This is a genomic window from Amycolatopsis rhabdoformis, from assembly GCF_035918295.1.
GTDB classification, from domain to species: Bacteria; Actinomycetota; Actinomycetes; order Mycobacteriales; family Pseudonocardiaceae; genus Amycolatopsis; species Amycolatopsis rhabdoformis.
Window position 1 is genome coordinate 7,749,353 of record NZ_CP142149.1, and the last position, 20,669, is coordinate 7,770,021.

19 protein-coding genes are annotated in these 20,669 nt (G+C 69.8%); 8 read left to right on the forward strand and 11 right to left on the reverse strand.

The features are described from left to right. Positions 1-428: 428 nt before the first annotated feature. Positions 429-1,142, forward strand: coding sequence for a DedA family protein (locus VSH64_RS35695; protein WP_326567153.1), 714 nt, complete (start codon positions 429-431; stop codon positions 1,140-1,142). Between the two features lie 7 nt (positions 1,143-1,149). Here the strand turns inward: VSH64_RS35695 and VSH64_RS35700 are convergent, their stop codons facing one another. From VSH64_RS35700 to VSH64_RS35710, 3 genes are all read right to left on the reverse strand, one after another. Further along, positions 1,150-1,593, reverse strand: coding sequence for an RlpA-like double-psi beta-barrel domain-containing protein (locus VSH64_RS35700; RefSeq protein ID WP_326567154.1), 444 nt, complete (start codon positions 1,591-1,593; stop codon positions 1,150-1,152). Positions 1,594-1,687: 94 nt separating this feature from the next. Next, positions 1,688-3,100: an FAD-binding oxidoreductase gene (locus VSH64_RS35705; RefSeq protein ID WP_326567155.1), complete on the reverse strand. Its 1,413-nt coding sequence runs from the start codon at positions 3,098-3,100 to the stop codon at positions 1,688-1,690. A gap of 79 nt (positions 3,101-3,179) precedes the next feature. After that, the gene (locus tag VSH64_RS35710; RefSeq protein ID WP_326567156.1) at positions 3,180-3,605 is read right to left on the reverse strand and encodes a PPOX class F420-dependent oxidoreductase; all 426 of its coding nucleotides are present in this window, start codon (positions 3,603-3,605) and stop codon (positions 3,180-3,182) included. 255 nt (positions 3,606-3,860) lie between these two features. Between VSH64_RS35710 and VSH64_RS35715 the strand changes: the two genes are divergently transcribed. From VSH64_RS35715 to VSH64_RS35735, 5 genes are all read left to right on the forward strand, one after another. Then, positions 3,861-4,403 carry a MarR family winged helix-turn-helix transcriptional regulator gene (locus VSH64_RS35715; protein WP_326567157.1) on the forward strand — a complete coding sequence of 181 codons (543 nt, stop codon included), beginning with the start codon at positions 3,861-3,863 and terminating at the stop codon, positions 4,401-4,403. A 116-nt stretch (positions 4,404-4,519) separates the two neighbouring features. Beyond that, positions 4,520-7,027 (forward strand): MFS transporter, encoded by a 2,508-nt coding sequence (locus VSH64_RS35720; protein ID WP_407655700.1) that lies wholly within the window; start codon positions 4,520-4,522, stop codon positions 7,025-7,027. Continuing rightward, positions 7,024-7,848, forward strand: a complete 825-nt coding sequence (locus tag VSH64_RS35725; RefSeq protein WP_326567158.1) for a YceI family protein — start codon at positions 7,024-7,026, stop codon at positions 7,846-7,848. The genes VSH64_RS35720 and VSH64_RS35725 overlap by 4 nt, the downstream gene beginning before the upstream one ends. Positions 7,849-8,010: 162 nt before the next feature. Beyond that, positions 8,011-8,679, forward strand: coding sequence for a DedA family protein (locus VSH64_RS35730; protein WP_326567159.1), 669 nt, complete (start codon positions 8,011-8,013; stop codon positions 8,677-8,679). A gap of 844 nt (positions 8,680-9,523) precedes the next feature. Then, positions 9,524-10,507 carry a hypothetical protein gene (locus VSH64_RS35735; protein WP_326567160.1) on the forward strand — a complete coding sequence of 328 codons (984 nt, stop codon included), beginning with the start codon at positions 9,524-9,526 and terminating at the stop codon, positions 10,505-10,507. 4 nt (positions 10,508-10,511) lie between these two features. On the opposite strand, the gene VSH64_RS35740 is transcribed toward VSH64_RS35735, so the two are convergent. From VSH64_RS35740 to VSH64_RS35770, 7 genes are all read right to left on the reverse strand, one after another. Beyond that, a complete protein-coding gene (locus VSH64_RS35740; protein ID WP_326567161.1) occupies positions 10,512-10,925 on the reverse strand; it encodes a VOC family protein in 414 nt (137 codons plus the stop codon). Between the two features lie 294 nt (positions 10,926-11,219). Further along, the gene (locus tag VSH64_RS35745; RefSeq protein WP_326567163.1) at positions 11,220-11,966 is read right to left on the reverse strand and encodes an SDR family oxidoreductase; all 747 of its coding nucleotides are present in this window, start codon (positions 11,964-11,966) and stop codon (positions 11,220-11,222) included. Next, a complete protein-coding gene (locus tag VSH64_RS35750) occupies positions 11,963-12,598 on the reverse strand; it encodes a nucleoside/nucleotide kinase family protein (RefSeq protein ID WP_326567164.1) in 636 nt (211 codons plus the stop codon). The genes VSH64_RS35745 and VSH64_RS35750 overlap by 4 nt, the downstream gene beginning before the upstream one ends. Then, the gene (locus tag VSH64_RS35755; RefSeq protein WP_326838118.1) at positions 12,595-13,449 is read right to left on the reverse strand and encodes a PfkB family carbohydrate kinase; all 855 of its coding nucleotides are present in this window, start codon (positions 13,447-13,449) and stop codon (positions 12,595-12,597) included. The genes VSH64_RS35750 and VSH64_RS35755 overlap by 4 nt, the downstream gene beginning before the upstream one ends. 7 nt (positions 13,450-13,456) lie before the next feature. Then, complete coding sequence (locus tag VSH64_RS35760; RefSeq protein WP_326567165.1) at positions 13,457-14,311, reverse strand: ATP-binding cassette domain-containing protein; 855 nt, start codon at positions 14,309-14,311, stop codon at positions 13,457-13,459. Further along, entirely contained in the window at positions 14,308-15,303 is a 996-nt protein-coding gene (locus VSH64_RS35765; RefSeq protein WP_326567166.1) for an ABC transporter permease, read from the reverse strand. Before VSH64_RS35765 ends, VSH64_RS35760 begins: the two co-directional genes overlap by 4 nt. After that, positions 15,300-16,322: a substrate-binding domain-containing protein gene (locus VSH64_RS35770; protein ID WP_326567167.1), complete on the reverse strand. Its 1,023-nt coding sequence runs from the start codon at positions 16,320-16,322 to the stop codon at positions 15,300-15,302. Before VSH64_RS35770 ends, VSH64_RS35765 begins: the two co-directional genes overlap by 4 nt. 106 nt (positions 16,323-16,428) lie before the next feature. Between VSH64_RS35770 and VSH64_RS35775 the strand changes: the two genes are divergently transcribed. Together VSH64_RS35775 and VSH64_RS35780 are read left to right on the forward strand one after the other, a co-directional pair. Beyond that, the gene (locus VSH64_RS35775; protein ID WP_326567168.1) at positions 16,429-17,457 is read left to right on the forward strand and encodes a LacI family DNA-binding transcriptional regulator; all 1,029 of its coding nucleotides are present in this window, start codon (positions 16,429-16,431) and stop codon (positions 17,455-17,457) included. Between the two features lie 106 nt (positions 17,458-17,563). Next, positions 17,564-18,427: a LacI family DNA-binding transcriptional regulator gene (locus VSH64_RS35780; RefSeq protein WP_326838119.1), complete on the forward strand. Its 864-nt coding sequence runs from the start codon at positions 17,564-17,566 to the stop codon at positions 18,425-18,427. Between the two features lie 546 nt (positions 18,428-18,973). Here VSH64_RS35780 and VSH64_RS35785 read toward each other — a convergent pair. Continuing rightward, positions 18,974-19,996, reverse strand: coding sequence for a glycoside hydrolase family 76 protein (locus tag VSH64_RS35785; protein WP_326567169.1), 1,023 nt, complete (start codon positions 19,994-19,996; stop codon positions 18,974-18,976). Positions 19,997-20,669 lie beyond the last annotated feature (673 nt).

The following is a 20,669-nucleotide window of genomic DNA, read 5'->3' on the forward strand; positions in this document are numbered from 1 at the left end:
GCCAGCCCCCACCCGGACAGACAGCCCCCACCCTCCCGAGGGGGGCGTCCCCGAACCCATTCTATCGGCCCCTACCGACAAGAACGGCAAAACGCGCTCCGCTGAGCCCAGTTGTCCACAACCCGCCCAAGCCTGTGGACAACTACCGCCGCAGGGCCCACGCGACCACCCGGCCCACAAAGGCCCCGCGACACCACCGCCTCAAGCCGGACCCACAACAGCTCCCACGAGGCCCAGGCAAGCCCCGCCCAACAACGGCCCCGCGAGAACCACCCCGCCGAGCCGGACCAACACCACCCCGCCAGCCCGGCCCACACCACTCCGACGAGCCCCACCCACAACCCAGCCACAAAATTCCGGAAAACCCCCGCCACCTGCGACGGTTCTCCCGATGAACGCACTCAGCGTCACCCTGTACCGTTTTCGGTGTGATTCTCGCCCAGAGCACAGTGACGACCATGTCCATCCTGCCGTCGTGGCTGGACCCGGAGCAGCTGCTGTCCGGCCTGACCGTGCCGGTCATCGCGGTGCTCTGCCTGATCATCTTCATCGAGAGCAGCATCTTCCCGGTGCTGCCGGGTGATTCGCTGCTGTTCACGGCGGGCCTGTTCATCGCCAACGGCACCTTGCAGGCGCCCCTGTGGGTGGTCTGCGTGCTGGTCACGGCGGCGGCGCTGCTCGGCAACGTCTGCGGCTACTACCTCGGCTACTTCGTGGGCCCGAAGCTGTTCAACCGGCCCGACTCGAAGTTCTTCAAGAAGGAGTACGTCGACAAGACGCACGCCTTCCTCGACCACCACGGGCCCAAGGCCGTGGTGCTGGCGCGGTTCGTGCCGTTCGTGCGCACGTTCATCACCTGGATCGCCGGCATCGGCCGCATGGACCCGAAGCGGTACTTCACCTACACCGTGCTGGGCGGCATCCTCTGGGCCGCGGGCATCACCGTGCTGGGGTCGCTGCTGGGCAACATCGGCTTCATCCGCGACAACGTCGACGCCATCTTCGTGGTGATCGTGCTCGTGTCCGTGGTGCCGATCCTGCTCGAGTACCTCAAGAGCCGCCGCGAGAAGAAGGCCCGCGCGGGCGTGCCGGAGGAGAACGCCGCCGAGGTCACCACGCGGATCCCGCGCGTGCGCGACTGAGCGCAGGTCACCGTCGCGCCGGCGGTGGATCATCACCCTCATCGGTGAACGACCACGTGGTGTAGATGGCGCCGACGTCGGCGTTTCCCGCGAGGACCTCGAACGCGCCCCTGGTCAGGTCGAGCTGACCGCTTCCCGCGCATGTGGCGCACTCGTCAACGACGGTCACCGTGATGCTCTTGCCGCTGTAGTCCACTCGCAGTTGGCGACCGCAAGCCCGGCTGCCGTCGCCGAATTGCCGGACGTTCAGCGCGACATAGAAGTCCGAATCCCGGTGGTTCTTGCCGGTGCACGCGTCAGGGCCGGTGTCGCTGGGGTACCAGGTCGTCCGCCCGGAGTAGACGGTCTGCGCGAGGTGCTGAACCCCGGCGGAGGCACCAGGTGCGGTGAGGGCCAGCAGCACAGCCACGCCGGCCGCCCACTTGCCCCCGCCCGCCAGGACCCGCTTCATCGCACCGACTCCTCCTGTCGACCAACCCGGTCGCTCCAGTAAGAAGCCTCGGCACGCTCCACGGCCAGCCCGGCAAACCGAACGGGCGACGCCGTTACCCCATTTGCCCCGACGCGTCCGTCATCGAGAACATCGAACCCGGGTTGAACAGGTTCTCCGGGTCCAGCGCCTGCTTGATCTGCCGGTGCACCCGCATCCCGACCGGTCCGATCTCGCGCTCCAGCCACTCGCGCTTGATCTTGCCCACGCCGTGCTCGCCGGTCACCGTGCCGCCCAGTGAGAGGCCCACCTCGAGGATGTCGTCGAACGCCTGGCGCGCGCGGGCGAACTCGTCCTCGTTGTCGGGTGCGTAGACGATGGTCGGGTGCATGTTGCCGTCGCCGGCGTGGCCGACCACGGCGATCTTCAGGCCCACCTTCTCGCTCACCTGCTCGCAGCCGCGGATCAGCTCGGCGATGCGGGTGCGCGGCACGGACACGTCGTCGGTGAGCCAGATGCCGTAGGTCTCCAGCGCGGTCAGCACCACGCGCCGGGCCTGCAGCAGCATCTTGCCCTCTTCGAGGTCGTCGGTGGCGTAGACCAGGTCGGCGCCGCAGTCGGCGCAGATCTGTTCCAGCACGGCGAGCTCGCGCATCGCGGCCTCGCCGCCGACGTCCGACTGCGCCAGCAGCAGTGCCTGGCAGTCGGAGCCCGCGCCGAGGTCGGTCTTCAGGTACGTCTCGGCCGCCTTGATCGACGCCGCGTCCATGATCTCCAGCAGCGACGGCACGAGCCCCTCGCGCACGACCCGCGCCACGGCCTCACCGGCCGCTTCGGTCGTGTTGAAGCCCGCCACGAGCGTCGCCGGTGCCTGAGGCAGTGGCCGCAACGCGACGGTGGCCTGCGTGATCACGCCGAGCGTGCCCTCGCTGCCGATGAACAGCTTCGTGAGGTCGTAGCCGGCGACCCCCTTCACGGTGCGGCGGCCGGTCTTGAGCAGCGTGCCGTCGGCCAGCACGACCTCGAGGCCGAGCACGGAATCCGTGGTCACGCCGTATTTCACACAGCACAGACCACCGGCGTTGGTGGAGAGGTTGCCGCCGATCGTGCACCAGTCGTAGCTCGACGGGTCGGGCGGGTAGAACAGCCCGTGCTTCTCCACGGCGGTGCGGAAATCGAGGTTCACCACGCCGGGCTGCACCACGGCGAGCCGGTTGCCGGGGTCGATCTCGACGACCTCGGCGAGCTTGGTCAGCACCAGCACCACACAGCCGTCGATGGCGTTGGCCGCGCCGGACAGGCCGCTGCCCGCCCCGCGCGGCACGATCGGCACCTTCGCCTCGGCGCACGCCTTCACCACGGCCTGCACGCCCGCCGTGTCCACGGGCAGCACCACCGCCAGCGGTTTTCCCGACGGAGCGAGCGGCATCATGTCGCGCGCGTAGCTGCCGGTCACGTCGGGATCGGTGAGCACGGCCTCCTTGCCGAGCTCGTCGCGGAGTCGCTGCAGCAGGGCATCAGTGCTCATGGGCTTCATCGTAAACCCAGATATCTCCGCAGTGCGGAATAGAGTTTCCGAATTTCAGCCGGACGGCGGCTTGATCGACTCAGCGCACCATCCCGTACACGCGGTCGACGTTGATCGTGAGCACCAGCCGTTGGTCGGCCACCATGGCCGCGCGGTACTCGTCCCAGTCGGGGTGCTCGCCGCCGATCTTGCGGTACAGCTCGACCAGTGCGTCCACGGTCGCGTCGTCGGGCGCGGTGGCCACCGGCGTGAGCACGGCCTCGCCCTCGGCCACGGCGTACGACCAGCCGTTCTCGCTGCCCACGTGGTAGCTCACCCGCGGGTCGCGGCGCATGTTCTTGGTCTTCGCCCGCGTCTCGGTGATCGACACGAGGATCTTGCGCCCGACGGCGTCGAAGTGGTGGCTCACGGTGGACAATTGGGGCCGGCCGTCGCGCTTGAGCGTGGCCAGCACGCCGTGGGGCCGGGAGCCGATGAGGTCGTACAGCGGTGTGTCGTCGGTCATAGCCTTTTCAACCCGTCACATTCCGTCTTGTTCCCGCGTCAACCCACAGAGCCCTGACCTGGGCCGGAAGAGTCGGGAGAAAACGGACGAACACCCTCCGGTGAATATCTGCTTGCATGCAACAACTAAAGTGTGATGCGACACAACCGGGGTCCGGAAACTTGCGCGAAGCACGGATCAGGCACACTCTTGCTTAAGGCAACTAGTTGCAGCCGCCAAACAACGGTTCGTTTCACCGCGAGAAAGATCGACCGAATGGCACCGAACAGCGCCGCCACCCGGCCCAAGGACGAGCTCGACCTGGCCGACCAGCTCGGCCACGAGCTGGTCCGTTTCATGCGCCTGATCACCAAGGCCAAGACCCAGGTCTCCAAGCAGGGCCCGGACGGCATCGAGCGGGCCGCCTACGCGATCCTCTTCTGCCTCATCCACGAGGGGCCCCAGCGCACCAGCAAGCTCGCCGAGTTCCTGCACTCCGAGATCTCCACGATCAGCAGGCAGTCGAGCGCGCTCGTGCAGCACGGCCTGGTGGAACGACAGGCCGACCCCGAAGACGGCCGCGCGTGCCTGCTCGCGCCCACGGCCGAGGGCCTGCGGGTCTTCGACGAGAACCGCAAGCAGCGCAACCTCTGGCTCGCCGACGTGCTCGGCGACTGGAGCCAAGAGGATCGCGAGACCCTCAACGAGCTGTTCGGGCGGCTCAACACCGGTATCGAGAACAACTTTCCAGACATGACCGACGCCGTGCCGGCGCAGCCGGGGCACTCGTCGCACACGGCGAATTCCAAGGGGGCCTAGAACCACATGACCACCGTCGAAAAACAACCTCAGCAGCGGGGGGAGCACCCACCCTCGACGCGTCGGGTGTGCCGCGGCTGAGCCACCGCCAGATCGTGACGATCCTGAGCGGACTCATGTGCGGCATGTTCCTCGCCGCGCTGGACCAGACGATCGTGGGTACCTCGATCGTCAAGATCGCCAACGACCTGCACGGCTTCGACCTGCAGGCCTGGGCGACCACGGCGTACCTGATCACCTCGACGATCGTGACGCCGATCTACGGCAAGCTGTCGGACATCTACGGCCGCAAGCCCTTCTACCTCGCCGCGATCTCCATCTTCGTGGCCGGTTCGCTGGCTTCCACGTTCTCGCAGTCGATGTACGAGCTCGCCGCGTTCCGCGCGGTGCAGGGCCTCGGCGCCGGCGGTCTGATGTCGCTGGCCATGACCATCATCGGTGACGTGGTGCCGCCGCGCGAACGCCCGCGGTACCAGGGTTACATCCTCGCCGTCTTCGGTCTGTCCACTGTGCTCGGTCCGGTGCTCGGCGGCTTCTTCGCCGGCTTCGACACCCTCGGCGGGATCTCCGGCTGGCGCTGGGTCTTCCTGATCAACGTGCCCATCGGCATCGTCGCGCTGTTCGTGGTCGCCAAGGTGCTGAACGTGCCGCACGTGCCACAGAAACACAAGATCGACTGGTGGGGCGCGCTTTCGCTCGTGGTGGCGGTGGTGCCGTTCCTGATCGTCGCGGAGCAGGGCCAGACCTGGGGCTGGGGCGATTTCAAGGCCATCATCTGCTACGTGATCGGCGGCGTCGGCATCGTCGCGTTCATCGTGGTCGAGAAGCTGATGAAGGACGCCGCGCTGATCCCGTTGCGGTTGTTCAAGAACTCGACGTTCACCGTCGCGATCATCGGTGGTGTGATCGTCGGTGTCGCCATGTTCGGCGCGATCACGATGATCCCGCAGTTCATGCAGGTGGTTCAGGGCTACACACCGACCGAATCGGGTCTGCTGATGTTGCCGCTCATGGGCGGGCTGATGCTGAGCTCGATCGGCTCCGGCCGGATCATGTCGAAGACCGGGCGCTACAAGATCTTCCCGATCGTCGGCACCCTGCTCATCGCCGGTGGCGCGTTCTTCTTCGCGCAGGTGAAGTACGACTCGCCGCTGTGGCACCCGCTGGTGGCCGCGGCCATCATCGGCCTCGGCCTCGGCCAGTGCATGCAGACGCTGGTCATCGCGGTGCAGAACGCCGGCCCGCGCAGCGACATGGGCGCCTCCACGGCGGCGGCCACGTTCTTCCGCCAGATCGGTGGTACGGCCGGTGTCGCGGTGTTCCTCACGATTCTGTTCAACGTGCTGCCGGGCAACATCACCAAGGCGTTCGGCGGCAACCCGCCCGCCGGTGCCGGTTCGCAGCTGGCCGACATCCAGACCAACACCAGCGTGATCCAGACGCTGCCCGACGCGTTGAAGACGCCGATCCTGATCGGCTTCACCGAGTCGATCACCACGGTCTTCTGGGTGGCGGGCGCGGTCGCGCTGCTGGCGACGATCGTGCTGTGCTTCCTCAAGGAGATCCCGCTGGCCGGCATGAACCCGGCCGCCGCGGCGGTGGAAGGCGGCGAGGCGCTGCTCGAGGAGAGCGACACGCCGACGGACATCGTCGACCAGGTCGCCAAGCCGGGCTCGCTGTTCGAAGAACAGCCGCGAGAACCCGTTCTCGTCGGCGCAGGCGGAAGGCACTCGATGAACGGCAACGGTCACGGCGACCCGCAGGCGGTTTCGGGCTCGCTGCCCATGCCGATCACCAACTCGGCCGCGGGTGCGGGCGTCGACGTGCCGCTGGGCGCGGGCGGTCCCCCGGTGACCGGGCACGTGCGCCGGCAGGACGGCAGCCACGTCGCCGCCGCCGCGCTCACGCTGATCGACCAGCAGGGCCGTCAGGTCGCCCGCGCGACCGGCAACGGCGACGGCAGCTACTCGGTGCCGACGCAGGGCTCGGGCACGTACGTGCTGATCGTGGCCGCGCCCGGCCACCAGCCGCAGGCCTCCAGCGTGGTGGTCGGCGGCGGGCCGGCGAAGCTCGACGTGACGCTCACGGGCTCGGGCGAGCTCACCGGTGTCGTGCGGTCGGTGGGGATCGGTTCCCCGCTGGCCAACGCCACCGTCACGCTCACCGACTCGCGCGGCGAGGTCAACGGCGCGTTCATCACGGCCGACGACGGCGTCTACACCTTCTCGGGTGTCGGGGCCGGGCAGTACACGCTGGTCGCGAGCGGCCCGCACTACCGCCCGGTGGCGGTCACCCTGACCGTGCCCGACAGCGGCGTGCTGCGCCACGACGTCGAGCTGGCCGGTGCCGTGCTCATGCAGGGCATCGCGCGCACCGAGGGCGACCGGATCGTGCCGGACGCGCGGATCACCGTGCTCGACGCGAACGGCAACGTCGCAGCGGTGGCGCGCACGGACGGTGAAGGCCGGTACGTGGTGAGCGACCTGCCGGTGGGCTCTTACACGGTGGTGGCGAGCGGGTACCCGCCGGCCACCAGCCAGGTCACGCTCAGCGACGGCCAGGCCGAGCACGACGTGCGCCTGAGCTACGACCAGGCGCTCGACGAGCTGGTCGACCGCTCATGAGCACGGGCCTGCGAGGACAGCTGCGGGCCAACGGCGGCTGGCCGGTCGAAAACGCCGTGCTCACGGTGACCGACCTCAACGGCCGCCAGGTCGCCCGTCAGATCACGGACGCGAAGGGGGCGGTGGTCACCGATCCGCTGCCCCCGGGCGTCTACACCGCCGTGATCACCGCGCCGGGCTACACGCCCACCGCGCGCACGGTGCAGATCGGCTCCGACGGCGCCGGGCTCCTGGGCGACATCGCCCTGGCCCCGGTGGCCGAGGCCGTGGAGCTGCCGCCGGCCGGTCCGTGGACGATCGACCCGGTGCACTCCTCGGTGGTCGCGACCGCCCGGCACATGGGCATCGCGAGCATCAAGGTCCGGTTCCCCGACGTCGGCGGGCGCATCGACATCGAGCGCCCGATCGAACGCTCGAAGGTGCACGCCGAGATCAAGGCGGGCAGCATCGAGACCGGCATCAAGATGCGCGACGACCACCTGCGCTCGGCCGAGTTCCTCGACGTGGAAGCGTTCCCGCTCATCACGTTCGAGAGCACGGGCCTTTCGCAGCGCGGCACGGACACCTGGGTGCTGCTGGGCGAGCTGACCCTGCACGGCGAACGCCGCCAGGTCGAGCTCGACCTGCGCTACCAGGGCCACGGCCCGGACCCGTGGGGCGGCGTGCGCGCCGCGTTCCACGCCGAGACGCAGTTGCACCGCAACGACTTCGCGATCAACTACAGCGCGATGGTCCGCGCGGGCGTCGCCGCGATCGGCACCACGGTGAAGATCGAGCTGGACGTGGAAGCGGTGCAAGGCGAGTCGCTGCCGCAGTTCTGAAGTCCTTGATCGAATCGGGCCGCCCGGGAACTGTCCCGGGCGGCCCGTTCGTTTGAGGCAATGGGTGAACGCGCAGTTCATTTCAGGAATACCCAAAGTGACCAGAAGGCTGGATTCGATGGTTCCTTCTTTCCGGCAATCGTGGCCACGTAGGCTCCTCGCGTGAACCCCGCAAGCATCGAGGCCGCCGGAGTCGGCGTGAGCTGGCTGGACACCGCCGGCCCGCTGCTCGTCTGGGTGATCGTGCTTTCCTTCGTCTTCGTGGAATGCGCGCTCATCGTCGGCCTCTTCCTGCCGGGCGACTCGCTCCTCTTCGGCGCCGGCGTGGTCCTCGCCCAGCACGGCTCCGACGCCAACGCGTGGCTCCTCTCGGGCGCCGCCCTCGTCGTGGCCGTCGGCGGCAACCAGGTGGGCTACTACATCGGCCGCAGCACGGGCACCCGCTTCATCGCCCGCCGCGGCGGCAAGGTGCTGAACCGGCACAACCTCGACCGCGCCCAACGCTTCCTGGACCGCAAGGGCTTCTTCGCGATCGTCGCGGCCCGCTGGATCCCGTGGATCCGCACGCTGGCCCCGTTGATCGCGGGCGCCGCCCGCATGGACCCCCGCCGCTTCCTCGCCGCCACAAGCCTCGGCGGCCTGCTGTGGGTGCCCACGTTGGTACTGCTGGGTTACTACGGCGCCGGCCTACTGGACGCCCTGCCCTGGCTGAAGACAGCGGCGCTGTGGGTTTCGGTGGCGTTCTTCGTCTTCGGCACCGGCTACGGCGTGCTGCGGTACCGGCAGGAAATGCGGCGGCCGGTTGATGAGACGGATGATGCTCGAGCTTGAGCCGTGTTGGGCTTGAGCCGGTTGGCCTTGGTTCGCTCAGTTCGCCTTACGCACGCCGGCGTAGTTGGCCCTGTTCGCTCCGCACGCGGCCGACACGGCTTGCTCTGTCCACTCTGGCGCCTTACCCGCATCGACTCGGCTCTCTCAGCCGATTCGCTCCGCAAGCCTGACGACCCCGCGCCGCGCGCCTTCGTTGCCAGGCTGCGCCGCGTCCGCCTCGCCCCGCGATTCGCCGAGCCACCGCCCGCCTGACCGCACGCACCGAGCTGACTGATCACGCACGCGACCAGCCCCACCCAGCAAATGTTCGGGCTCCACAGCGCAGGCACTCGATGTGAACCCCAGCCCCACACCGGCCGAACAGCCCCCACCCTCCCTGAGGGGGGACGTCCCATGCCCAGTCTACCGGCCAGGTCCGACAAAATCGGTGGCCAAGGCCGCCAGACCCCTACTTGTCCACAAGTCGAGCATGACTGTGGACAACTCGAGAAACTCCAGCGCTGGAGCCATAACCGCGCCACAGCAGCACCGGCAGCCGGGCGACCGCACCCGAGCAAAACCGCATGTCAGCAAATCGGCCAATCCAGGTAACCGCGCCTCGTCAACCCCGACAGTCCAGCTGGACGCACCGAGTCAACGCCGACAGTCCAACCGGACGCGCGTCGTCGAACACGACCGCCTGCCGGACGAACTTCGACAACTCCGACGCCCAGCTGACCGCACCCCGACAACACCGCCAGCCCCGTCTCCACACGCGTCTGATTCGTTCCAACGCGGCGTTGACGACCCCCCTCCCGCAGCCCGACAATGATCCACGAACACGGGTCGATCTGGGGGGATTCCGGTGCGCTGGTCCAAGACTGTTCTCATCGCCGTGGCCACTGCGGCCGCGCTCGCCACCGTGACGCCGGCCAACGCCGCGACCACGGGCACCACAGCCGCGAGAGAAACCACAGCCACCACCGTCCCCATCACCGCGGCCGGCGGCTACAACAGCGACCCCTCCAGCACCCCCGCAGCCGGGAAACACACCCGCGCGCTCGGCGCCGCCATCACCGTCCCCGCCGGGCAGACGCGCTACCTCAGCAGCAAGCTCAACGTCGACGACGCCGCGCAGGTCACCGAGGTGTCGCACCTGATCTACTGCCGCCGGCCGAACACCACCGCCAACGTGGCGCAGCTGGTGAGCGGCCAGAACGTGCTCGCCAACACCGCCACCACCCTGCTCACCCGCGGCTTCGTCACCGCGCCCGCCGACAGTGCGCTCACCTGCGCGCTCTACGCGCAGTTCGTGAACCACGCGGCGAACGTCGCCGGGCACCTCTCGGTGCTGGGTTCGTCGTACCTGCAGGACGTCTACGGCCCGATCACCGCGGTGAAGCAGACCTTCAACACCAAGATCCTGGTCAACTCGACGGCTACCGCGAACACCGTCAGCTTCACCGCTCCCGCCGGCGCCATCAGCGTGCAGGCGATCGGCGATCTCAACATCACCGTCTGCTACGGCGCCGACAACGGCCTTTGCCAACGCAGCCAAGGCGCGCGCATGTCCGCGGGCGATTCGCTCGTCGGTACGCAGCTCGTGGTGAACCAGCTCAACGCGGCGGGCCAGGTCTGCCACACGAGCACCAACGGCGCCCTCGCCGGAACCACCGTCACGAGCACCGTGCACCACTACAAGATCAACACCTGGCTCACGAACGTGCCGGTGCAGCCGAACTGCTCGCGGGACTTCGTCGTCTACACGCGCGTCACGGCGAACGCCGCGCACAACTCGTTCCTGATCGAAGCCAACAACCAGAGTGTGGGCGCGGCCTTCACCCCGTGAGCCGTCACAGCTCCGGGTCCGACCAGATCTCCAGCTGGATCCCGTCCGGGTCGCGGAACACGATCACCGACGAGCCCTCGAACGTCCGCGACGTGGTCGGCGGCAGGTAGGACACGCCGTACTCCGAGAGGCGGTCCTCCCATTCGCAGAGTTCCGCCTTGGACGTCACGGAGAACGCGACGTGATCCAGCCCCGTGCGGCGTTCGTCGAAGCAGCGGCGGTCGGTGTCCGGGTGCTGGACCAGGACGACGGAGAACCCGTCGCCGGCGGACTTCAGCACGACCTTGTGGACCCCGGTTTCGGGGTCTTCGCGGCGGTGGCTCTCTTCGAGATCGAGCACCCGCGCGTACCACGGCACACTGCGTTCCACATCGGTCACGGTGAGCGCCAGATGGTGCACAGACGTGAGCTTGGGCATGACTTTCGCGGCCGTCCTTTCCGACCCCCGGCTGCGCACTCGGTGCGTTTGCGACGCAGGGCGCTCGTCACCCACCCCGTGAACCGGCGCCGCCGCGACCCCGGTCGTCCAACAGCCCCGGAGGCTCCACCAGAGTGACACAGCCGCCCCGATCGGGCGGTCGAGTTCACCGACTTCCGCCACGAATCGTGATCTCCTCGTCGCCCGGCGTCCCACAAGCCGGGATGACGTGAACACGAGTAGTGCCCCAGTGGGACGCCGAATCTCGCGTAGACCACATGGTGGGACGCCACTTCAGCGGCCGCCGCCGACCTCCAGCACGGCGCCGGCCGTGAAGGACGACGCAGGTGACAGAAGCCACAACACGGCTTCGGCGATTTCCGCGGGCTCACCCGGCCGGCCGAGCGGAATCCCGGGTGCCAGGCGCGTGAGACGGTCCGGCAGGCCGGCCGCCTCGTGCAAGCCGGTGGCCACGAGCCCGGGCGCGACGGCGTTCACGCGGATGCCCTCGCCCGCCACTTCCTGCGCGAGGCCCTTGGTGAGCGTGTCGACCGCGGCCTTCGTCGCCGCGTAGTGCACCCACTCGCCCGGCGAACCCGTGCGCGCGGCGGTGGACGAGACGTTCACGATGGCACCACCGGGACCGCCGTACCGCGTCGAGAGCCGCCGCACGGCCTCGCGGCAGCACAGGAACACCCCGCCGACGTTCACCTCCAGCACGCGCCGCACGGTGGCGGCGCTCTGCTCGTCGAGGCGTCCCGGCGTGTTGCCGGTGATGGCCGCGTTGTTCACCACGCCGACCAGCGAGCCCATCTCCCCGGCCGTGCCGAAGAGCTTGCGGACCTGCCGTTCGTCGGCCACGTCGGCGCGCACGGCGAGCGCCTTGCGCCCGAGAGCGCGGACCTGCTCCACGACGCCCGCGGCCGGCTCGGAGTCGCCGGAGTAGTTCACCACCACGTCGTAACCCCGTGCGGCGGCGAGCGTGCAGATCGCCGCCCCGATCCCGCGGCTGCCGCCGGTGACGACGAGAACTCGGCTCACAGGGCGAAGTTCACGAGCGGCAGGTTCTCCAGCACGAGGTCGGCCCGGTCCCGGGTGTTCGAGATGAGGTCGGCGTTGCGCTGGTCCGAGCCGAGCGCGCGCTGGCGGGCCTCGACCAGTGACCGGCCGTAACGACGGTGGCGCGAAACCAGCCGCTCGATCCGCTCGGGCTCGTCGGGCGCGAGGAACCACGCCTCGGTGAGGTACTGGCGCACGCCGCTCCACGGGTCGTCGGGCAGCAGCAGGTAGTTGCCCTCCGTGATCACGAGCTGCACCTCCGGCGCCACCGGGACGGCACCGGCGATGGGCTCTTCGATCTCGCGGCGGAACTCCGGCGCGTACACGGTTTCCTTGCCCTTCGCGAGGCGGCGGATGAGGTGCACGTAGCCCGCGGCGTCGAACGTGTCGGGCGCGCCCTTGCGCTCGGCGCGCCCGAGCCGGCGCAGTTCCACCTGCGCGAGGTGGAAGCCGTCCATGCCGACGACGGCCGCGCGTGATCCCATCGCGTTGGCGATCGCCCAGGCCAGCGTGGTCTTGCCCGACGCGGGCGCGCCGATGATGCCGAGCACGCTGCGCTGCCGCGGCTTGGCGAGCCCTTCGGCCCGCGCCAGGAGGTCTTCGAACGCCGTCATCGCACTCCTTCTCCCAGTTCCGAGATCGCCGCCGTCCACGACCGCGGCCCCACGTGGCGGACGCGCTCGGCGGCCACCGTGTTCGCGTGCCGGATCCATCCGGCCACCGAGCTTCCCCCGGCTGCGACCGCGTGCGCCAGAGCGCCGTGCCACACGTCGCCGGCGCCCAGTGTGTCCCGCGCCTCGACATCGTTGACAGGCACCTGGCCTGAGTCTTCCGCAGTGCACCAGGTGACCGGATCCGGCCCCGCGGTGCTGATCACGACCGGTACTCCGCGTTCCCGGAGCCCCGGCCCGGGTGCGGCGAAGTGCGCGGCACACGCGGCCACGTCGACCAGCGGCAACAGGTCGTCGAGCACGGGTTTCCAGCTGCCGGCGTCGAGCACCACGGGCACACCGAGTGACCGCGCCGCGCGGGCGACGGCGAGCGCGAGCTCGGGGTGGTGGCCGTCGACGAGCACGGCTCCCGCCTCCCGCACGAGGTCCGTGAGGTCCGGCACCTCCACCGGCGCGCCGGAAGCCGCGTTGCGCGAGACGACCGTGCGCTCGCCGTCGGCATCACGCACGACCACGGCGCTCACCGGCGGCGAGTCGGTGCGGGTGGGATCGAGGTCCACCACGTCGACCCCGCACGCGATGAGGTCGGCGTGCGCGAGCGCTGCCAGCGGGTGCGCGCCGACGACCGTCACGAGCGTCGCACCGGCACCGAGCGCGGCCACGGTCACCGCGGCGTTCGTCGCCGGCCCGCCGGCCGCGACGTCCACCCGCAGCGACTGCACCTTCTCGCCCGGCTCCGGAAACCGCGACACCCGTTGCACGACGTCGACGGTGCACAGCCCCGCCAGCAGCACGCGCACGTCAGGTCAGCCCGGCGTGCGTGGCGGCCGCGACCTCCACGACCGCACCGCTCTCGTCGAGCTGCAAAGCTCCGGTGAGCAGGCCGACGACCTGGTTCATCGTGTGCGTCTTCGGCGACACCACGGCCACGCGCTTGCCGAGCCGGTGCACGTGGATGCGGTCGGCGATATCGAACACGTGCGGCATGTTGTGGCTGATCAGCACCACCGGCAGGCCACGGTCGCGGATTCGCCCGATCAGCTCGAGCACCTTCGCCGACTCCGCGACGCCGAGCGCGGCCGTCGGCTCGTCCATGATCACGGCCTTGGTGCCGAACGCCGCCGCGCGCGCCACCGCCACGCCCTGGCGCTGGCCGCCCGAAAGCGTCTCCACGAGCTGGGTGATGGACTTGACGTTGATGCCGAGCTCGTCGAGGATCCGCTGCGCCTCCTTGCGCATCTCGGCGGTGTCGAGCTTGCGGGCGAGACCGCCGAACGGCCCGCGCAGCCGCTTTTCCCGGCCCAGGAACATGTTCGACGCGATGTCCAGCGCCGGCGCCACGGCCAGGTCCTGGTACACCGTCTCGATGCCGTAGTGGCGAGCGTCCAAAGGGGACTTGAAGTGCACGACCTCGCCGTCCACGCGGATCTCGCCCTCGTCGGGCACGAGCGCGCCGGACAACGCCTTGATGAGGCTGGACTTCCCGGCGCCGTTGTCGCCGACCACGGCGAGCACCTCGCCGGGGTAGAGGTCGAAGTCGGCGCCGTTGATGGCGGTCACGCGGCCGTAGCGCTTCACGAGGCCGCGCGCGGAAAGGGTGGTCTGGCGGCCGTTCTGCTCAGGCGTCTGCACTGGGGACTGCTCTGCGGAAGTCATGACTGCTGCTGCCTCCGTGCGATCCGGTCGACGACCACGGCGGCGATGAGCAGCGCGCCGGTGGCGAGGTCCTGGTAGTTGCCGTCCACGCCCATCTGCGTGAGGCCCGAGCGCAGCACCGCCACGACCAGCGCGCCGAACAGCGTGCCCAGCACGGAACCGCGGCCGCCGAAGAGGCTGGTGCCGCCGAGGACCACGGCGGTGATCGAGTCGAGGTTGCCGAGCTGGAACTGGTTCGGGTCGGCGTTCGGCGTGCGCCCGAGCGCCTGCCACGCGGCGATGCCGAAGCAGAAACCCGCCACCAGGTACACGGAGATCACCGTGCGGTTGACCTTGATCCCGCTCAACCGCGCGGATTCCGGTGCGTTGCCCACGGCGTAAACATGCTTGCCCCACGCCGTTTTCGTGAGCGAGTACCACACGATGAGGAACATGATCAGCGCGAGCGTCATGCCGTAGGTGATCGGGATGCCGCCGAAGAGGTAGCGCTTGGTGCCGAGCCACTGCAGCAGCCCGTCGGTGACCGGCACGGCCTGGCCGCCGGCGATCAGCTTCGCCACGGCGGTGAGGCCGGTGAACGTGCCGAGCGTGATGATGAACGCGGGCAGCTTGATGCGCGTGGCCAGCGTGCCGATGAAGAGGCCGACCAGCACCGTGAGCGCGATTCCCGCGAGCAGCGCGACGAAACCGTTGGTGCCGGCCGCGGCGAGCTTCGCCATGATCAGCGTGGCCACGACCATCGACGCCGCGTTGGACAGGTCGATGCCGGCGATGAGGATGATCAGCGTCTGGCCGAGTGCGAGCGTGCCCACGACCAGCGACTGCTGGACCACTGTGGACAGGTTGTCGAGGTCGAAGAACGTGTCCGTGGCCAAGGAGAAGACCACGATGGCCACGATCAGCGCGAGCGCGGGGCCCACCGCGGGCGCGCGCAGGAGGAACTCGCCGAGCGACTCGCGTTCACGGTTCGCGGTCACCGTCGCGGTGGTCATTTCGCGCCTCCCCAGCAGTTCTGCAGGCCCCACGTGGTGTTCTGGCTCGGCACACCCGGCATCGGCTTGTCGGTGATCACGGTGGAGCCGGTGTTCACGAAGCCCGAAGGCTTCTTGCCGGTCTTCGCGTACTGCACGGCAGCGAGCACGCCCTGCTCGGCCATCTTCTTCGGGAACTGCATCACGGTGGCGGCGTAGAGGCCGTCCTTCACGTTCTGCACGCCTTCGCAGCCGCCGTCGATCGAGCCCATCACGATCTGGCCGGTGAGGCCTCGCGCTTTCAGGGCGGCGTACGCGCCGCGGCCCATGGGTTCGTTCATCGAGTAGACGGCGTTGATGTCGGTGCTGCGCTGCAGGAGGTTCTCCATGCCCTGCTGCGCGAGGCTCTGGTCACCGTTGGCGGGCGTGTGGCCCTTGATCTCGGGGGAGGCGTCGGTGAGGCCGATGCCCTTGAGGAACCCGCCGTGGCGCTCGGTGTCGACGCTGGAGCCGGCGGTGCCGTCCACCATGAGGAGCTTCGGGTCGGTGCCGTTCAGGGCCGCCTTCACGTACGCACCCTGCTGCTGGCCGGCGGCGAAGTTGTCCGTGGCGAAGGTGGCGTCGACGGCGTCGGCCGGCTCGGTGGCGGTGTCGAGGGCGATCACGAGCACGCCGGCGTCGCGCGCGTCCTTGATCGCCTTGAGCACGCCGGTCGAGGAGCTCGGGGTGATCAGGATCGTGTTCACGCCCTGCTGCATGAGGTTCTCGATGGCCCGGACCTGGCCATCGTTGTCGCCGTCGAACTGGCCGGCCAGCGCGCTGAAGTCGGCGCCGTTGGCCTTCGCGGCCGCACTGGCCGCGTTGCGCAGCTCGACGAAGTACGGGTTGGTGTCGGTTTTGGTGACCAGCCCGACCTTGGCCTTGCCGCTGCCGGCCGGGGTCGTGCCGCCGCCCCAGTGGCGCTCGACCGTGCAGCCGGCCGTGCTCGCGCCGAGCACGGCGGCGGCCAGCGCCAATGCGGTGAGATTGCGTTGTCTCATGAATCCCCTCCCGCGAGGTTGCCGATGGTCGGCAAAGTAGACAGACTCACGGCACGTCGCAAGCGTTTGCGCAAACGCTTGCGAGTGAACCTCGTGAAGGATTGACATGCCACAAACCCGCTCGTCCCGGCCCACCCAGCGCGACATCGCGGAGCTCGCCGGGGTGTCGATCACCACCGTCTCCCACGTCGTCAACGGCACGCGCGCGGTCGCGGAGGACACGAAGGCCGCGGTGCTGCGGGCCATCGAGACCACCGGCTACACCGGCGACGCGATCGCTCGTTCCCTGGTCACGGGCGGTACGCGCTCGATCGGCATGGCGATCTCGCTGGTCGCCAACCCGTACTTCGCGGCGCTCATGCAGGCGATCGAGCGCGAGGCCTCGGCCAACGGCTACACGGTGTTGCTCGCCGACACGCATGACACGACGGCGACCGAGCGCGACGTGGTGCGGGCCTTGCGCTCCCGTCGCGTCGACGGCCTGCTGGTGACTCCCTCCCCCGGCGACAGCTCGGTGATCGGGGAACTCGTGTCGCTCGACGTGCCGACGGTGCTGATCGACCGGCTCTCCACCCGCACCGACGTGGACCAGGTCGGCGCGGAGAACATCCAGGCGACCTCGGCGCTCACGGCGCACCTGGCGTCGCTCGGGCACCGCCGCGTCGGCATGATCTCCGGCGCGCCGGGCCTCACCACGAGCGACGAACGCGTGCTCGGCTACCGGCTCGGGCTGGGCCGTTCGGGGCTCGCGTGGTCGCCCGACCTCGTGGCCTGTGGAAACTCCCACCGCGACGGCGGCGCGCTGGCGTTGAGCACGCTGCTCGCGCTGCCCAAACCGCCGACGGCTCTGGTGGTGGCCAACGACAGCATGATGGTCGGCGTGCTGCACGAGGCGCGTCGGCGCGGCCTGCGCATCGGCCGTGACCTGCCGGTGGTCGCCTACGACGACGTGGAGTGGGCCGACCTGGTCGACCCCCCGATCACCACGATGGCGCAGCCGATCGAGGAGATCGGCCGGCGAGCGGTGCGGCTGCTGCTGGCGCGGCTGGCCGAGCCCTCGCGCCCGGCCGAAACCGTGCGGCTGCCGCCCACCCTGCGCCACCGAGAGTCGTGCGGGTGCGCCGGGGCCGCCTGACCGTTCACTCACACTGGTGATTCTTGGAGTGGATCGCCGCGCGCGCATCTCGAAGGTGCCCACCTAGCGGTTACCGTTGGGTAAGCACGACGACGAGGGCCACGACATGACCGCTCTGGCGCCGGAGATCCCGGTTTGGGACACGCCGGTCACCCACCGGTTCGGTGTTGCCCTGGGCATGCACGCGAACCCGTACACGGGTGATCTGCTGCGCGCGATCCGCGGCGCCGCCGCCCGCGCCGGCTGCGACCTCATGCTCGCCGACACCCGCGATTCGGTGGCCGAAGAGGCCGCCGTGGTGCGCGCGCTGCGCGCCGACCGCGTCGACGGCGTGCTCCTCGTGCCGGCCCCCGGCGACGACGCGGTGATCAACGGCCTGGTGCGCATGGGCGTGCCCACCGTGCTGGTCGACCGCATCGCCGGCCGCAACGACGTGGACCAGGTGGGCTCGGAGAACATCCAGGCCGTGTCCTCCCTCGTCGAACACCTCGCCTCACGCCGCCACCGCCGCATCGCCATGATCACCGGCGCCGAGTCCGCCGTTTCGGAGGAACGCACCCTGGGCTACCGCCTGGGCCTCGACCGCGCCGGCCTGCGCCACAACCCCGAACTCATCGCCTCCGGCATGTCCTCCCCGGGCGGCGCCGCCCGCGCCGCCGCCAAACTCCTCGACGGCTGGCCCTCCCCCTCCGCCATCGTGGTCGGCGGCGAATCCATGCTCATCGGCGTCCAATGGGAAGCCCACCGCCGCGGCATCCGCATCGGCGCGGAACTCGCGGTCGTCGGCTTCGGCGACATGGCCTGGGCCCGCGCCGTGACGCCCGCGGTGACCACCATGGCCCAGCCGATCTCGGAAATCGGCCGCCGGGCGGTGCAGTTGCTGCTGGCGCGGGTTCAGGAGCCGGACCGGCGACCGGAAGCGGTGCGGTTGGCGCCGCGGTTTTTGCATCGGGGTTCGTGCGGCTGTTGAGGATTGGCGTCGGCGGTTGGGGCCCTCACCTCACGTGCCGACAAACGCCCGCCTCCCAACGGGGCGGGCTCGTCGTTTGGAGCAGCTCTGCGTTGCCGGACCTTCTCGCCGGCCAGGTCCGGTTCGCCGATTGCGCGCTTTGCCGTCGAACGCCGTCGGTGCAACGTGGGCGACCCGTTGGCTCGTCTCACGGACACGCGCTTCCTGGGATTGGAGCACCTAACGGCACTGCGTTTGGCTGCTACCCGCGGTTTGCGAAACCGGGGAAGCGTCCATGGCACTGGCCGACGCACCCTCCCCCTCGCGTCGAGACCGCCCTCCTCTGCCACCGATCATGCCCGGTCGGAACCTCACCCCAAGCGACGGCGCGCGCGTGCTGGCGGCTGTTGAAGTTTGCCCTCACCTCGCGGGGGCCGGCAAAACCCCCGCCCTCCCAAAGGGGGGCGTCCCCATCCCATTCTACCGGCGGCCACCGACAAAACGGCGTGATCGGGGGTTGAGGGGCCGAGTTGTCCACAACTCGGGGTTCCCTGTGGATAACCGGCTTCAGGTGAGGGTGGCGGCGGCTTCCAGGAGCATCCAGGCGCCGATTTGGACGGAGAGATCGCGTTCCGGGGCGCCGGGCGGGGGTGGGCTCGCGGGTGCGGGTTTGGCCCATTCGGCGCTGAAGAGTGGGCCCGCGGAGGTGGGGGTGGCGCCGGACCAGCAGGCGTCGGCGGTGGTGAGGACGAGGGTGCGGGCCGTGGTGGCTTCCGGGGTGGGGAGGTGGCGCGCGGCGAGGGCGAGGTAGCGGGCGAGGATGGCGGCGAAGAGGCCGCCGTCGCCGCCGTTTTGGCCGCGGAGGGGGCCTGCGGGGGCGAGGTGGGTGGCCACGGCGCGGATGGTGCGCGAGGCGGCGTCCACATCGGACTGTTCGAGGCAGGCGCCGAGGTAGACGCCTTGGCAGTAGGTGAAGATGTTCTTCACGAGTTCGCCGGTGTCCACGCGGAGGCCGTCCCAGACGAGGTCCGTGGCGGGGTCGACGAGGGTGGTGGTGAGCCACGTCGTCATGTCGCGGGCACGGACGCTGTCACCTTCGCGGGCGTGGAAGATGGCGGCGGGGCCGTTCGCGGGGGCGTTTTTGAACGTGTCGCCGCGGCGCCACCAGATGCCGCCGCCGGCGTCGGGGGTCCAGCCGGCGTGGAGTTGGATGTCGATGGCGGTGATGGCGGCGTCCACATCGGACAGGTCGAGCGCGCGGACGCGTTGCAGGGCAAGGCCGAGCCAGGCGATGTCGTCGTAGTAGTCGTTGGTCCACTTGCCGAAGTTGCGCAGGTGCACGGAACGCACGAACCGGTCGATCACCTTCGCGCGTTCTGGCTGGGGGTCGCGCAGCTGGGCGTCGACGAGGCTGTCCAGCAAATGCGCCTGCCACCAGTAGTTCCAGTGCCAGTGCAGCCGCTGCCCGACGGTCGGCGGCCACCCGCTGCGCCCCAGCACCGTGCCGGGCACGCCCCACACGCGCCGCAGGTGCCGCCCCCGCACGGCCCGCTCCGCGGCGGCCGCCCGCCCAGCCCGGTCGACGCTCATGGTCGCGATTCTGCCCGTTCGCGCACGATGCCGCCCCCTGATCCCGGCCTGACCCGATCGAAACCGGTTCCTGACAACCCGTCCCTACGTTCGGTGGTGCCCAAGATCCACTCCAAGTTCGGGGAGAACTGCATGAACGTCAAGAAGGTCACGGTTTCCGGTCTCGTCGGGATCGCCGCCGCGTGTGGCGCGCTGATCCTGGCCGGCCCGGCTGCCAACGCCGCGACCACGAGCGCGCCGGCGCCGGCCGCCGCTCAGCGGACCGCGCCCACGCCGGCCGAGCGCGGTGCCGCCGCTCCGGTTCGTGGCACGGTTGCCGCGCCGGTCCGCGGTACGGCCGCTCCCGCACAGCGCGGTACCGATGCATCTGCCCGACGCGGCAACGTCAGCGCGCCCGCTCCTGCCCGGCGAACCGGTGCCACCACGGCCGCTCCCGTGCAACGCCGCACCAGTGCACCTGCCCCACGCGGCAATGTCAGCACGCCCGCCCCCGCTCAACGCGGCACGGGTGCGCCCGCCCGTCAGACCGGCACCACCACGGCAACCCCCGCGCAGCTGCGCACCGGTGCCAGCAATCCGGCCCCCGCTCGACGCAGCACCGCGGCTCCCGCTCAGCGCGGCACGGCTGCGCCCACCCGTCAGAGTGGTGCTACCACGGCGGCCCCCGCGCAGC

What these genes read in the sequence shown, in the direction of transcription:
- VSH64_RS35725 (WP_326567158.1), top strand. Translation starts at nt 7,024, where the DNA reads ATGAGCACGGGCCTGCGAGGACAGCTGCGGGCCAACGGCGGCTGGCCG.
- VSH64_RS35740 (WP_326567161.1), bottom strand. Translation starts at nt 10,925, where the DNA reads ATGCCCAAGCTCACGTCTGTGCACCATCTGGCGCTCACCGTGACCGAT.
- VSH64_RS35710 (WP_326567156.1), bottom strand. Translation starts at nt 3,605, where the DNA reads ATGACCGACGACACACCGCTGTACGACCTCATCGGCTCCCGGCCCCAC.
- VSH64_RS35760 (WP_326567165.1), bottom strand. Translation starts at nt 14,311, where the DNA reads ATGACTTCCGCAGAGCAGTCCCCAGTGCAGACGCCTGAGCAGAACGGC.
- VSH64_RS35705 (WP_326567155.1), bottom strand. Translation starts at nt 3,100, where the DNA reads ATGAGCACTGATGCCCTGCTGCAGCGACTCCGCGACGAGCTCGGCAAG.
- VSH64_RS35720 (WP_407655700.1), top strand. Translation starts at nt 4,520, where the DNA reads ATGTGCGGCATGTTCCTCGCCGCGCTGGACCAGACGATCGTGGGTACC.
- VSH64_RS35715 (WP_326567157.1), top strand. Translation starts at nt 3,861, where the DNA reads ATGGCACCGAACAGCGCCGCCACCCGGCCCAAGGACGAGCTCGACCTG.
- VSH64_RS35750 (WP_326567164.1), bottom strand. Translation starts at nt 12,598, where the DNA reads ATGACGGCGTTCGAAGACCTCCTGGCGCGGGCCGAAGGGCTCGCCAAG.
- VSH64_RS35775 (WP_326567168.1), top strand. Translation starts at nt 16,429, where the DNA reads ATGCCACAAACCCGCTCGTCCCGGCCCACCCAGCGCGACATCGCGGAG.
- VSH64_RS35780 (WP_326838119.1), top strand. Translation starts at nt 17,564, where the DNA reads ATGACCGCTCTGGCGCCGGAGATCCCGGTTTGGGACACGCCGGTCACC.
- VSH64_RS35785 (WP_326567169.1), bottom strand. Translation starts at nt 19,996, where the DNA reads ATGAGCGTCGACCGGGCTGGGCGGGCGGCCGCCGCGGAGCGGGCCGTG.
- VSH64_RS35765 (WP_326567166.1), bottom strand. Translation starts at nt 15,303, where the DNA reads ATGACCACCGCGACGGTGACCGCGAACCGTGAACGCGAGTCGCTCGGC.
- VSH64_RS35700 (WP_326567154.1), bottom strand. Translation starts at nt 1,593, where the DNA reads ATGAAGCGGGTCCTGGCGGGCGGGGGCAAGTGGGCGGCCGGCGTGGCT.
- VSH64_RS35770 (WP_326567167.1), bottom strand. Translation starts at nt 16,322, where the DNA reads ATGAGACAACGCAATCTCACCGCATTGGCGCTGGCCGCCGCCGTGCTC.